The sequence below is a fragment of the Amycolatopsis sp. cmx-11-12 genome (genome assembly GCF_046269425.1).
Classification (GTDB): domain Bacteria; phylum Actinomycetota; class Actinomycetes; order Mycobacteriales; family Pseudonocardiaceae; genus Amycolatopsis.
In genome coordinates this window covers 140,589-153,795 of the sequence record NZ_JADNQM010000013.1, presented here as the reverse complement: position 1 = coordinate 153,795, position 13,207 = coordinate 140,589, and the positions used below count along the sequence as shown (strand labels likewise).

Annotated in this window: 13 protein-coding genes; 8 read left to right on the top strand and 5 right to left on the bottom strand. The window is 67.9% G+C overall.

The window, feature by feature from the left end:
• Nucleotides 1-2: 2 nt before the first annotated feature.
• From ACLARN_RS19945 to ACLARN_RS19935, 3 genes are all read right to left on the bottom strand, one after another.
• The gene (locus ACLARN_RS19945; protein ID WP_409492931.1) at nucleotides 3-1,742 is read right to left on the bottom strand and encodes a thiamine pyrophosphate-binding protein; all 1,740 of its coding nucleotides are present in this window, start codon (nucleotides 1,740-1,742) and stop codon (nucleotides 3-5) included.
• Between the two features lie 187 nt (nucleotides 1,743-1,929).
• Complete coding sequence (fdhD, locus tag ACLARN_RS19940) at nucleotides 1,930-2,685, bottom strand: formate dehydrogenase accessory sulfurtransferase FdhD (protein ID WP_409492930.1); 756 nt, start codon at nucleotides 2,683-2,685, stop codon at nucleotides 1,930-1,932.
• Nucleotides 2,618-3,949 (bottom strand): OFA family MFS transporter, encoded by a 1,332-nt coding sequence (locus tag ACLARN_RS19935; RefSeq protein ID WP_409492929.1) that lies wholly within the window; start codon nucleotides 3,947-3,949, stop codon nucleotides 2,618-2,620. Before ACLARN_RS19935 ends, fdhD begins: the two co-directional genes overlap by 68 nt.
• A gap of 108 nt (nucleotides 3,950-4,057) precedes the next feature.
• Between ACLARN_RS19935 and ACLARN_RS19930 the strand changes: the two genes are divergently transcribed.
• Both ACLARN_RS19930 and ACLARN_RS19925 read left to right on the top strand, forming a co-directional pair.
• A complete protein-coding gene (locus ACLARN_RS19930) occupies nucleotides 4,058-5,212 on the top strand; it encodes an epoxide hydrolase family protein (RefSeq protein WP_409492928.1) in 1,155 nt (384 codons plus the stop codon).
• 45 nt (nucleotides 5,213-5,257) lie between these two features.
• Entirely contained in the window at nucleotides 5,258-6,073 is an 816-nt protein-coding gene (locus ACLARN_RS19925) for a MerR family transcriptional regulator (protein WP_409492927.1), read from the top strand.
• Nucleotides 6,074-6,187: 114 nt separating this feature from the next.
• Here the strand turns inward: ACLARN_RS19925 and ACLARN_RS19920 are convergent, their stop codons facing one another.
• Nucleotides 6,188-7,000, bottom strand: a complete 813-nt coding sequence (locus ACLARN_RS19920; protein ID WP_409492926.1) for an alpha/beta fold hydrolase — start codon at nucleotides 6,998-7,000, stop codon at nucleotides 6,188-6,190.
• 50 nt (nucleotides 7,001-7,050) lie between these two features.
• Between ACLARN_RS19920 and ACLARN_RS19915 the strand changes: the two genes are divergently transcribed.
• A complete protein-coding gene (locus tag ACLARN_RS19915; protein WP_409492925.1) occupies nucleotides 7,051-7,617 on the top strand; it encodes a GNAT family N-acetyltransferase in 567 nt (188 codons plus the stop codon).
• A complete protein-coding gene (locus ACLARN_RS19910; protein ID WP_409492924.1) occupies nucleotides 7,614-8,240 on the top strand; it encodes a LysE family translocator in 627 nt (208 codons plus the stop codon). The genes ACLARN_RS19915 and ACLARN_RS19910 overlap by 4 nt, the downstream gene beginning before the upstream one ends.
• Before the next feature lie 23 nt (nucleotides 8,241-8,263).
• On the opposite strand, the gene ACLARN_RS19905 is transcribed toward ACLARN_RS19910, so the two are convergent.
• Nucleotides 8,264-9,325: a cobalamin-independent methionine synthase II family protein gene (locus ACLARN_RS19905; RefSeq protein ID WP_409492923.1), complete on the bottom strand. Its 1,062-nt coding sequence runs from the start codon at nucleotides 9,323-9,325 to the stop codon at nucleotides 8,264-8,266.
• Nucleotides 9,326-9,582: 257 nt separating this feature from the next.
• Between ACLARN_RS19905 and ACLARN_RS19900 the strand changes: the two genes are divergently transcribed.
• The 4 genes from ACLARN_RS19900 (at nucleotide 9,583) to ahcY (ending at nucleotide 13,120) form a co-directional block, all read left to right on the top strand.
• Nucleotides 9,583-9,849 (top strand): DUF3040 domain-containing protein, encoded by a 267-nt coding sequence (locus ACLARN_RS19900; protein ID WP_409492922.1) that lies wholly within the window; start codon nucleotides 9,583-9,585, stop codon nucleotides 9,847-9,849.
• Nucleotides 9,850-9,906: 57 nt separating this feature from the next.
• On the top strand, nucleotides 9,907-10,332 hold the full coding sequence (locus ACLARN_RS19895; RefSeq protein WP_409492921.1) for a YciI family protein: 426 nt from the start codon (nucleotides 9,907-9,909) through the stop codon (nucleotides 10,330-10,332).
• 9 nt (nucleotides 10,333-10,341) lie between these two features.
• Entirely contained in the window at nucleotides 10,342-11,394 is a 1,053-nt protein-coding gene (locus tag ACLARN_RS19890) for a DNA polymerase IV (protein ID WP_409492920.1), read from the top strand.
• 250 nt (nucleotides 11,395-11,644) lie between these two features.
• Nucleotides 11,645-13,120, top strand: coding sequence for an adenosylhomocysteinase (gene ahcY, locus ACLARN_RS19885; RefSeq protein ID WP_409492919.1), 1,476 nt, complete (start codon nucleotides 11,645-11,647; stop codon nucleotides 13,118-13,120).
• The last annotated feature ends 87 nt before the right edge of the window (nucleotides 13,121-13,207 follow it).

Below are 13,207 nucleotides of genomic sequence, written 5' to 3'. Positions count from 1 at the left end.
GGCTACTTGTACATGGTCTGGTTCATGGTTCCGGGCGCGTACACGTCCGGGTCGATCCAAACGTTGATGAGCGAAGGCTTTCCGGACTCGCGGGCGCGCAGCAGCGCCGGTCCGATGTCCGCGGGGTCGCGCACAGCCTCGCCGTGCCCGCCGAGCATCCTGGCGAACTCGTCGTACGGGACGTCGCCGAGCGTGTTGCCGACCCGTTCCCTGCCGAGGCCGTACTTCGCGGCCTGCCCGTAACGGATCTGGTTCATCGACGAGTTGTTCCCGACGATCCCGACGAACGGGAGATCGAAGCGCACCAGGGTTTCGAAGTCCCAGCCGGTCAGGCTGAACGCGCCATCACCGAAGAGAGCGACGACCTCCTTCTCCGGACGTGCGTGCTTCGCGGCGAGGACGAACGGGATCCCGACGCCGAGCGTCCCGAGCGGGCCCGGGTCCATCCAATGCCCCGGCGCCTTCGGCTGGACGACCTGCCCGGAGAAGGTGACGATGTCGCCGCCGTCGCCGATGTACAGCGAATCCTCGGTGAGGAACTCGTTGATCTCGTGCACCAGCCGGTATGGATGGATCGGGCTGGCGTCGGAATGTTGCAGCGGCAGGCGTTTCTGCTTCGCCTTGTCTTCGACGCCCTGCAGTTCCTCCAGCCAGACCTTCCGTGCGACGGCGCCGTTGTCGACCTTGCCGGTGGCCGCGTCCGCGACCGCGGCGAGCACCTGGCCCGCGTCGCCGACGATGCCGAGGTCGACGTCCCGGTTCTTCCCGACGGTGCGGTAGTCGAGGTCGATCTGCACTACGGTCGCATCCGGGGAAAGCCGTTTGCCGTAGCCCATGCGGAAGTCGAACGGGGTGCCGACGATGACGATCACGTCGGCGTTGTCGAAGGCGTACCGGCGGGAGAGCTGGAAGTGGTGCGGGTCGCCGGGTGGCAGCGTGCCGCGGCCGGCGCCGTTCATGTACGCGGGAATGTTCAGCCTGCGCACCAGGTCGGTCGCCGGCGCGGTGGCACGCGTCGTCCACACTTGGCTGCCCAGCAGGATGGCCGGCTTCTTCGCGTGGACGAGGAGGTCCGCGAGCTTCTCGATGTCGGCCGGGTCGCCCGCGTTCCGGGTGGATGCCCGGTAGCGGCCCGCAGACGGGACCCGTGCCTTGTCCACCGGGACCTTCGCGTCGAGGACGTCGCGGGGAATCTCCAAAAAGGACGGTCCGGGCGCACCGTGATAGCACTCGCGGAAGGCCATGGAGACCAGGTCCGCCACGCGCGAGGTGTCCGTGACGGTCGCGGAGAACTTGGTGATCGGCGCCATCATGTCGACGTGCGGGAGATCCTGCAATGAGCCCATCTTGTGCTGGGTCAGCGCGCCTTGCCCGCCGATGAGCAGCATCGGGCTCTCCGCGCGCAAGGCGTTCGCGACCCCGGTCACGGCGTCCGTCGTCCCCGGTCCGGCGGTGACGACCGCGCAGCCGGGACGGCCGGTGATCCGCGCGTAGCCGTCGGCCGCGTGGGCCGCCACCTGTTCGTGCCGGACGTCGATGACCTCGATGCCCTCGTCGACGCAGCCGTCGTAGATGTCGATGATGTGACCGCCGCACAAGGTGAAGATCGTGTCGACGCCCTCGGCTTTGAGCGCCTTGGCCACCAGGTGGCCGCCGGAGATCAGGTCCGGGGCGGGTTCGGAACCGTTGGTGGTGGCCCTCGCCGTGGTGTCCCCCGCGGCGGTGCCGGTCGTTGGCGTCATCGTTCAACTCCTCTGGTCGCACGCCGGACCTCTCTGATCCGTGCGCTCGTTTCCGATCTGCTCCGCCCGCCGCGTCCCCTGCGCCAAACTCCTGGTCGCGGCAGACTGTAGATTGCATACCGTATGAGGTAGACATACAATTACTCTTTGAAGACTCCGGTGTCCAGGGCCGTAAGGAGGTGGGAAGTCAGGACAGTCCGAGGCGGTCCGGACGGCTGTAGACGTTCATCGACGTGCCCCGCAGGAACCCCACCAGCGTCAGTCCCATCTCCGCGGCGAGGTCCACCGCCAGCGAAGACGGCGCGGAGACCGCCGCCAGCAGCGGGATCCCGGCCATGACCGCCTTCTGCACCAGTTCGAACGACGCCCGCCCGCTGACCATCAGCACCGTCCCGGACAGCGGCAGCCTTCCGTCGCGCGCCGCCCAGCCGACCACCTTGTCGACGGCGTTGTGCCTGCCGACGTCCTCCCGCAGGCACAACAGCTCCCCCGCCGCGCTGAACAGCCCTGCCGCGTGGAGCCCGCCAGTGCGGTCGAAGACCAGCTGTGCCGTGCGGAGCCGGTCCGGGAGTTCGGCCACTGTGGACGGTGTGATCGCCAAGTCGTCGCCGTCCACCGGCCAGGTCGCGGTGGTCCGCACGGCATCGAGGCTCGCTTTCCCGCACAGCCCGCACGAGGACGTCGTGTAGAAATTGCGCTCCAGCGAGGCGTCGGGCGGGTCGACGCCGTCGGCGAGGACGACGTCCAGCACGTTGTAGGTGTTGAAGCCGTCGGCGGTCGCACCGGCGCAGTAGCGGATCGAGTGAATGTCCTTCGCGGACCTGGAAACCCCTTCGCCGACGCGGAACACCCGCCGCTGCTCGTCACGCGACCCATCAGCGGACCACCGGCAGCAGCGATTTCGGCCGTCCAGGCTGGGAAAGCCGTCCGCCCAACAGTGCACCGAGAACACTGAGCGCCCCCGCCACCGCGAACGCGCCGAGATAGCCGTGCGTGGAGACGACGAACGCGGCGAGGCCGACGCCGAACAGCGCCCCGACGGCCTTGGCGCTGTACAAGACCCCGAAGTTCTGCAGGGCCGATTCCTCGCCGAAGTAGTCGCGGACCAGTGACACCAGCAGCGAGTAGCAGCTTCCGTTCCCGAGCCCCGCCAGCGCGGCGCCTGCGATGAGCCCCACCGCGTGATCACCCGAGTAGAGCAGGACGAACTGGGCGATCCCGCCCGTCGCCAGTGCCAACCGCAGGATGCGACGGCGGCCGAGCCGGTCCGAGAGCCTGCCGAGCAGGACCCGCCCGGCGCCGGTCACCCCGGCGAGCACCGCGAGCGCGACGGCGGCGAGCACCGGCCCACCTCCTTGCGCCGCAACGAAAGTCGCGAGATAGGCGACGTCGAAGAGCAGGACCGCGGCGGCGAGCACGACAATGAGGTACATCGCCAGCGCCGCGGGACAGCGGAGCACCTCACCAGGCCGGTACTCGCGAAGGGCGGGCCGGTTCACCGCGACCCCGCGGTTGCGCACCTTGTCGGCCGCCCACTCGCGCGGGTCCGGCCGTTCCGGCCACCAGCGGCGCGGCGGATCACGCAGCAGGGCCGCGGTGCCCGCGATCATCATCAGCACGGCGACCGCGACGACGTCCAGAAGCGGCCCGCGATTGCCCTCCGACAGCCAGAACCCGGCCGCCAGCACGAAAAGCACGCTGCCGTAGGCGAACGCGCCGCTGACGGCGCCCACCCGCGCCGGGACACGGTCGGGGAACCAGTTCATCACCGTGCCGACGCAGGTCGCGTAGACGACGCCGGTCCCGATCCCGCCGAGCACGGAGTACCCGATGAACATCGCGACCAGATTGTTCGCGTGTCCCAAGGTGAACATCCCGGTGGAACAGAGCACCCCACCGGCGATCACCGTCACCGCGGGCGGGAACATCCCGCGCTCGCGCAGCCATGCGGTGGGGTACACCGCGCACGCCTGGCACACCGTCCAAAGCGCGAAGGACACGACCACTTCGGGGAACGTCCAGCCGTAGGTGGTCATCAGGACCGGCGCCACGGCGCCGAAGCCGTACTGCTGGATCCCGGCGGCGAACATCGCGGCCCAGCTGAGCCACGCCATCCACGACCGGGGCTTGCCGAGCAGCTCCACATCGCTTTCACCGACGCGATACCGGCGTCCGTAGTGATCTCGCAGGATTCGAGGATCGGGCATGGGTCCACCCCGCTCACGGCAGATTGTATACAGTATGTAGTTTGGTTATAGCACCGGCCCGGCCGGAAGTCCACGAATTGTCGGGCCCCCTCGTTACCGTCGGCCGCCATGGACACGACACCCTTCCGAGTCCAGGTCCCGGAGGCCGATCTCGAAGACCTCCGCGCCCGGCTCCGCCGCACCCGCTGGCCCGAGGACGAGACCGTCGACGACTGGTCGCAAGGGGTGCCCGCCGCCTACCTGCGAGAACTGTGTTCGCACTGGGCGGAGACCTACGACTGGCGTGCCGCGGAGTCCCGGCTCAACGCGATTCCCCAGTTCCGGACCGAGATCGACGGGCTCGGCATCCACTACCTGCACGCCCGCTCCCCGCATCCCGGCGCGCTGCCGCTGATCCTCACGCACGGCTGGCCGGGTTCGGTCTTCGAGTTCCTCGACGTGCTCGGCCCGCTCACCGATCCGGTCGCGTACGGAGGCGACGCGGCGGACGCGTTCCACGTCGTCGTCCCGTCCCTGCCCGGCTACGGCTTCAGTGACAAACCCACGCGAACAGGCTGGTCGATCCAGCGCGTCGCCGACGCGTGGATCCGCCTCATGGACGGCCTGGGCTACGAGCGTTACGGCGCTCAAGGCGGTGATTGGGGTACCAGCATCACCACGCTCATGGGGCGGACGGCTCCCGAGCGCCTGGCCGGAATCCACCTCAACCCTCCGCTGGCGGCGCCGGACCCGGCGACGTTCGACGACCTCACCGAATCCGAACGAAGGTCACTCGACGACCTCGAACGCGCGAAAGAGGACGGGTCCGGCTACGCGATCCAACAGGCGACGAGGCCGCAAACGATCGGCTACGCGCTGGCCGACTCGCCGGTGGCGCTGTGCGCGTGGATCGTCGAGAAGTTCCAGGCTTGGACGGATTGTGGTGGCCATCCGGAGAACGCGCTGAGCCGGGACGCGATGCTCGACGACATCACGCTCTACTGGCTGACCGGCACCGGCGCCTCGTCCGCCCGGTTGTACTGGGAGAGTTTCGCCGAGGTGTCGAGCTGGTTCTCCGAGTCCACTGTGGACACGATCGCCGTGCCAACGGGCTGTTCGATCTTCCCGCGCGAGACCCCGCGCCCGTCCCGCCGCTGGGCCGAGCGCCGATTCACCGACATCCGGTACTGGAACGAACTGGAGCGGGGCGGGCATTTCGCGGCCTTCGAACAGCCCGGCGTCTTCACTGAGGAGGTGCGGTCGTTCTTCCGGATCGTGCGATGACCGCTTGACTGTGACACCGTGTCAGGCTGTCCGCTGGGAGACATCATGTTCAGTATCGGAGATTTCGCCAAGCACGGCCGGGTGTCGGTCCGCATGCTGCGTCACTACGACGGCATCGGCCTGCTGCGGCCCGCCCACGTCGACCCGTTCAGCGGCTACCGGTCCTATGCCGGTGAGCAGTTGGCCAGGCTCAACCGGGTGATCGCGCTCAAGGATCTCGGCTTCACCCTCACCCAGGTGCAGGAGATCCTCGACGCGGAGATCGGCGTGGACGAGTTACGCGGGATGCTGCGGCTGCGGCGGGCCGAACTCGAAGCGGCCATCGCGGCCGACGAGACCCGGCTCAAGGCCGTCGAGGCGAGGCTCCTGTCGATCGAAAGCGAGGGACGCATGCCTTCCGAAGACGTCGTCGTCAAAAGCCTGCCCGCGGTGCGTGTCGCCGAACTGACCGGGACGGCGAGCGGATACGTCAACGAGGAGATCGGGCCGGTCGTGCAGCGGCTGTACGAGGAACTGTTCCCGGCGCTCGGCGGGATCACCCCGTCGGGACCCCTGATCGCCTACTACGAAGACGAACCCGACGGGGAGCGAGTGCTGATCCACGCCGCCGTCCCGATCACGGCCGAAACCAACGGCACCGAAGGATTCTCGACGGTGAGCCTCGCCGAAGTCCCGGCAGCGGCGACGATCCTGCACCGCGGCTCGATGAAGACGGTGCTCTCCAGCTACCAGGCGCTGGCGAAGTGGGTCGACGCGCACGGCTACCGCGCGAGCGGCCCGGCGCGGGAGTACTACGTCGATTGCCCGGCCGACGAGGACAAGTGGGCCACCGAGTTGCAGCAGCCGATCACCAAGGCCTGACGCTCTCGGTACCGGCGCGTGGCCATGTCGCGAAAGCCACTTTCGGGACATCAGGCGTCCCGAAAGTGGCTTTCGCGACACACCCTGGAGTAGCGGCCGCGCTCAATGCCTGAGTCACGCTTCGGCCGAATCGCCCAAGAAGTCGGCCACGGCGGCGCGGAACGCGTCCGGCGCCTCCAGCCACGGCACGTGACCGACGCCGGGCAGCCGCACCCGGGTCACCGACGGCAAGGCCTGTTCCAGCGAGTCGACCGCCCACCGCGGCCGGTTGTCCGCCATCCCGTCGACGATCAGCGTCGGCACGGTGAGCGCCCGGCAGGCCTCGATCAGCGTCTCCTCCGGCACCGTCCGCATTTCCTCGCTCAACGCGGCGTTCGCCTCGTAGTTGACCGGGAACCAGGGTGTCGCCATCGCCTCGGCATGGCGCTCGCCGTCCGCCGCGAAGTCCGCCGTCCATTGCAGCACCGCGAGTTCGCGGCCTTCATCGTGGTCAGCCGCGCTCAGCTCGGCCCACCGGGCGTGCCTCTCCCCCAGCGCTCGCTCGAAGTTCCGCTTGAACTCCGCGTGCCAGCCATGGCCGAGGCCGACGCCCGACACGTAGACGAGCGCGCTCACCCGCTCCGGACGCGCGAGCGCGTAAAGGAGTCCGAGATGCGCGCCCCACGAATGCCCGAGCACGGCGACGCGGTCGAGCCCGTGCCACTCACGGACGGCGTCGACGTCGGCCACCATCCGTTCGAGGGTGTACGGGCCGCGTGGTTCCGATCGCCCGGCACCGCGCTGGTCCCATCGGATCAGCCGGAAACCCGGACCGAGATCGAGCGTGCCGAACATGTCCCACAGGCCAGGGCCACCGTGGCAGCACAGGATCGGTTCGCCCGCTCCGGCTGCCGAGGTCCACAGTTCACAGCCGTCGTCGGTGATCATCACTCGATTATCCGGTAGCCCGATCGCCGTCGTTGGCTATCTTCCACAGTATGACGACGCCTCTGCCGCCGCAGCGGACGGCCACCCTCGCCGACGCGCCCGCGATCGCGGCGTTGATGCGGGCTTCGGTGCTGGAGTTGTTCCCCCGCTTCTATGACGAGCGGCAGACCGCGAGCGCGGCGGAGCACATCGCGCACCTCGATCTGCGGCTGATCGAAGACGGCACCTACTTCGTGCACGAGGCGGACGGCGAGATCGTCGCCTGCGGGGGCTGGAGCAGGCGCCACAAGATGCACGCCGGCTCCGGCGAGGCGGCGGACGACGACCGTCCACTCGACCCGGCCACCGAACCCGCACGGGTGCGCGCCATGTTCGTGCGCGGTGACTGGACTCGGCGAGGGCTCGGGCGCGCGATCCTCGAGTCGTGTCGTCTCGCGGCGAAAGCCGAAGGATTCACCTCGCTGACGTTGACCGCGACCCTGCCCGGTGTCCCGCTGTACCGGTCGTTCGGCTTCGCTGAAGTCGAGCGGGTGACGATGACGACACCCGACGGAGTGGACGTCCCGGGCGCTGTCATGACCCGGGGCACCGACCGGCCCGATAGCATCGAAAGATGATCTCCGGGGCCACCGCACTCTCGTTCGTCTTGGTCTGCCTGCTCGGCGCGATAGCACCCGGCCCGGACTTCCTGGTGGTGACCCGCTGCGCGATCCTCGGCGGGCGCAAGGCCGGGATCGCCGCCGGACTCGGTATCGCGCTCGGCGTCTTCGTCTGGGTGGTCTCGATCGCGCTCGGCGTCGCCGCGATCCTCACCGCGTCGGCGATCGCCTTCACCGTGGTGAAGCTGATCGGCGCCGCGTACCTGATCTTCCTCGGCGTCAAGGCGTGGCTGGCGGTGCGCCGCGGCGACTACAGCGAACTCGTGGACAAGGCGGCGCCCGTGGTCGCGCCCCGGGCGGCGTTCCGGCACGGGCTGCTCACCAACCTGCTCAACCCGAAGGTCGCGATGTTCTTCCTCGCGCTGATCCCCCAGTTCCTCCCGCATTCCGCCACGACCGCGGAAACCCTGCAACTGGCGGCGCTCGCCACCACGGTCGCCGTCGCGTGGACTTTCGTCCTGTCGACGCTGGTCGGTTCGCTGCGGAGGTTCTTCAGCACCGGCCGTGTCCGGCGCGCGCTGGACGCGGTGATGGGCACCTTTCTGGTCGGGCTCGGCATCCGCGTCGCCATCCAGAACTGACCGAAGGTGCCCATCACGCGACGTCAGTGGAGTGCTTCGGCGGCGAGGCGCGTGCCCTCGACGCGGGCGGCGATCTTGGCGAACGCGGTGTCCCGCGACGTCGAGGTATCGTCGGCAAACGGCGAGAATCCGCAGTCGTCGCAGGTGCCCAGCCGGTCCGGCGAGATGAACCGCGCCGCCTGAAGCACCCTGTCCCTGACCTCTTCGGCGGTCTCGACGCGCGGGTCGATCGGGTCGATCACGCCGACGAAGATCCGCTGCTCCGGCCGGGAGTGCTCGGCGATCACCTGGAGCGCCCGCTCGGGCTCGGTCTCACTGGCCAGTTGGACGTAGACGTTGCCCACCTTCAGCTGGAACAACGTCGGCAGCAGTCCGGCGTAGTCGACGTCGAGGCTGTGCGGCGAGTCCTGGTCGCCGCCAGGGCAGGTGTGCACCCCGATCTTCTTGCGTTCCTCCTCGGAGAACCGATCCAGCACCGCGTTGTTCAAGTCCACAAAGGACTGCAAGAGGCCGCCGGACGGGTCGAGCTTCAGCGACAACCGGCCTTCGGTGAAGTCGATCTGAACACTGTCGGCGCCCGCGTCGAGACTGCGGCGGATATCCGCCTCGGCTTCGTTCACCAGGTCGGCGATGAACTGCTCTTTGTCATACCCGGCCAATTCTTCACCCGGATAGATGAGCCCGATCGCCGAAGCCGCGATCACCGCCTGCTTCACCGGTTTGGTGGCATGCTTCTTGGCCTCACGCAGATAGGAGTCGGCGTAGGTCTGATAGCGGAACGGGCCGGCGGTGAGCCTCGGAAGCTGCCGGGTGTGCCCGTCGGCGAAGGGGATGACCACGCCGTCCGGCGCCAGCGAAGTGAGGCCCGCCAAGGGGTACGTGGCGAAGCTCGGCTTGCCTTGTTCGCCATCGGTGATGACCGGGGAACCGGTCTCCTCAAGGCGTTTGATGGTGTCTACGAGGGCCTTCTCCTGCAACTCGCCGAGACCGTCGGCGTCGAGCCGCCCGGAAGCGTGCTCACCGAGCGCTTCGACGAGATAGCCCGGACGAGGAATGCTGCCGATCGGTTCGGTGGGTATGGTCATCGCTCGTATCCTCCCAGGTGGAGCAACCGTGGCCACCCTGGCCACAATCGGAGAAACTACCGACCTCCGCACCTCTTTGACGATCTTTCATCGTGCCGAAACCACTAATGGCGCAACCATTCGGTCCAAATAGGATGATCCGTTCGCCAATCCGTATAGGTCGTTATACAACACTCGGCGAAATTCGATGCTTATCCGGCCCTGGTCCTGGGTATTCCCCCGATATCGACGGGCGGGGCGCGCCGAAGGAGAAACCGATGCTGAGCCATCATGATCGGCAGGAGCTGGAGAAGATCGAGCGCTGGTTCGAGCTGACCGAGCCGGCGCTGGCCGCGCAGCTCCGCTCCGGCAGGCCCACACGGCCTCCCCTGCTCCGGCTGGCGATCATCCTGAGTCTCGACCTCACCGCGGGTCTGTTGATGCTCTTGGGCATGGTGACGAACAGCCCGGCCCTGCTGCTGGTCGGGTTGATCACCGTGACGTCGGCCGTGATCGTGCACCTGTCCCGGTTCGGTCGCGGCTGATCGTCTTCCCGCCGGTAGAGTCCGGGCGAAACGTCCGGTTCACTGGGAGGAAGACCCATGCGGTTCATGATCATCATCAAGGCGGACGAGGATTCCGAAGCCGGGAAGATGCCGCCGATGGAAGCCTTGACCGCCATGGCGAAGTTCAACCAGGACATGCTCGACGCCGGGGTGCTGGTCGGCGGCGAAGGTCTGCAAGAAAGCTCGAAGGGCGCGCGGATCACGGTCAACGCCGCCGGGTCCACGGTCACCGACGGCCCCTTCACCGAAGCCAAGGAACTCGTGGGCGGCTTCTGGATCGTCGACGTCCCGTCGCGCGCCGAGGCGATCGAGTGGGCAAAGCGTTGTCCCACTCCCCCGCATGGCGACACCATCCTCGAGGTCCGCAAGATCCTCGAAGCCGAAGACTTCGGCGAGAACTTCACGCCGGAGCTTCAGGAGAACGAGCAGCGGATGCGCGACGAGGTCGCGGAACGGGCCTAAGGTCACCTGATGGCCGTCCGGGAGTGGGTGCTCCACGTCGACCTCGACCAGTTCATCGCGGCGGTCGAGGTCGCCCGGCGGCCTGAGCTGCGCGGCAAGCCCGTGGTCGTCGGTGGCACGGGCGATCCGGCCGAACGGGCCGTGGTGGCGACGGCGTCGTACGAGGCGAGGGAGTTCGGCATCCGGTCCGGGATGCCGTTGCGAACCGCCGCGAAACGGTGCCCCGAAGCGATATTCCTAGCCACGGACGCGCCCGCGTACCAAGAAGTGTCCGATCGGGTGATGGCGACGCTGCGGGAGTTACCCGTCGTCGTCGAGGTGCTCGGCTGGGACGAGGCATTCCTCGGCGTCACCACCGACGATCCCGAAGCTCTCGCCGCCGACATCCGGCGAGTGGTGGCCGAGGAGACCGGGCTGTCCTGCTCGGTCGGGATCGGGGACAACAAGCTGCGCGCCAAACTCGCCACCGGATTCGCCAAACCGGCCGGGATCTTCCGTCTCGTCCAGGAGAACTGGTGGGACGTCATGGCCGAGAAGCCGACGGACGCGCTTTGGGGCATCGGCGCCAAGACCACCAAGAAGCTCACCGAAGCCGGCTATCGCACCGTGCTGGACCTGGCGGGCGCCGACCCGGCGGATCTCGCCGCGCGGTTCGGCCCGAAACTCGGCCCGTGGTACCGGATCCTCGCCGGGGGAATCGGCGACGCCGAGGTCACCGCGACACCGTACGTCGCGCGATCCCGCAGCCGGGAGACGACGTTCCAGCGGAACCTGACCGACCCCGATGCCATGGCCGCCGAGGTCGTCGCGCTGGCGAAGCGCGTTTCCCAGGACGTCGACGAGGAAGGCAGGCCCGCCGCGCGGGTCGCGGTCAAGGTCCGGTTCGCGCCGTTCCTGACCCACACCCACAGCGTGACCCTGCCCGCACCGACCGCGGACCCGGCCGAGATCGAGCAGGCGGCGCTGGCCGTGCTCGACATGTTCGACCTCGGCAGACCGGTCCGCCTGCTGGGTGTCCGCGCCGAATTCTCCTCGACGGCGGCGGGATCCGCGTCGCCTTGACAGCCCTCGCGGCGCTTTGCCATCCTGGTCGCGGGCCGAGAGGCGCTGCGACGGAATTCTTCCGCCACGCTCGGCCCATCGGACAGACGTAAGGGCGCCTCCCACCGCGGAGGTGCCTTTCTTGCGTCAGAACCCTTTTCCGGCCTTCTTGGTCGAGGCCGAGCGCTGAACCCCCGCACTTGACCCCTGTCCTTCCCGCCACCGGCGAGAAGGACCGCTTCACCTTGCCTTCCTCTCGATTGGAGAACCTGTGAGCCCCACCCTGTCCAAGGTCAACGGGATCGAATTCGCCGTCGCCGACCTTTCCCTCGCCGAGGCCGGCCGCAAGCAGCTGCGCCTCGCCGAGGTCGAGATGCCCGGCTTGATGGCGCTGCGCCGTGAATACGCCGCCTCCCAGCCGCTGAAGGGCGCGCGGGTCGCGGGGTCGCTGCACATGACCGTCCAGACCGCTGTGCTGATCGAGACGCTCGTCGCGCTCGGCGCCGAGGTGCGCTGGGTGTCCTGCAACATCTTCTCGACGCAGGACGAGGCGGCCGCGGCCGTCGTCGTCGGCCCGAACGGCACCGTCGACGCGCCTTCGGGCTCCGCGGTGTTCGCGTGGAAGGGCGAGACGCTCGCCGAGTACTGGTGGTGCACCGACCAGCTCTTCGACTTCGGCGACGGCCGTGTCCCGAACATGATCCTCGACGACGGTGGCGACGCGACCATGCTGATCCACAAGGGCGTCGAGTTCGAGGCCGCCGGTGCCGTTCCGCCGGCGACCGACGAAGACCCCGAGGAATACCACTCCGTGCTGCGCACGCTGAGCGAGAGCCTCGCGCGCGACACCAGCCGGTTCACCCGTATCGCCAAGGAGGTCCGCGGGGTCACCGAGGAGACCACCAACGGCGTCAAGCGGCTCTACAAGCTCGCCAAGGAAGGCGAACTGCTCTTCCCTGCGATGAACGTGAACGACTCGGTGACGAAGTCGAAGTTCGACAACAAGTACGGCATCCGTCACTCGCTCATCGACGGTCTCAACCGCGGTACCGACGTGATGATCGCGGGCAAGGTCGCGGTCATCTGCGGCTACGGCGATGTCGGCAAGGGCGCGGTGGAATCGCTGCGCGGCCAGGGTGCCCGTGTGGTCGTCACCGAGATCGACCCGATCTGCGCGCTTCAGGCAGCGATGGAAGGCCTCGACGTCGTGGAACTCGACGACGTCGTCGAGCGCGGCGACATCTTCATCACCACCACCGGCAACTTCGACATCATCATGGCCGACCAGATGGCCAAGATGAAGCACAACGCGATCGTCGCGAACGTCGGCCACTTCGACAACGAGATCGACATGGCCGGGCTCGCGAAGATCCCGGGCATCGAGAAGATCGAGATCAAGCCGCAGGTGCACGAGTGGGTCTTCCCTGCGACCGACGGCCGTGAGAAGCACTCGATCATCGTGCTGTCCGAAGGCAGGCTGATGAACCTCGGGAACGCCACCGGCCACCCGAGCTTCGTGATGTCGAACTCCTTCACCAACCAGACGATCGCGCAGATCGAGCTGTTCACGAAGCAGGGCGAGTACGCCACCGACGTCCACGTGCTGCCGAAGCACCTCGACGAGAGGGTGGCGCGCCTGCACCTCGACGCGCTGGGCGTCCGGCTGACGAAGCTGACCAAGCGCCAAGCCGAGTACATCGGCGTGGACGTCGAGGGACCGTACAAACTGGACCACTACCGGTACTGAGGCTGGGCACGTTCGCGACAGCACGTTTGCTCGCCTGAAGTACATGAAGGCCCCCTTCCTTGCGCCTAGCGCAAGGAAGGGGGCCTT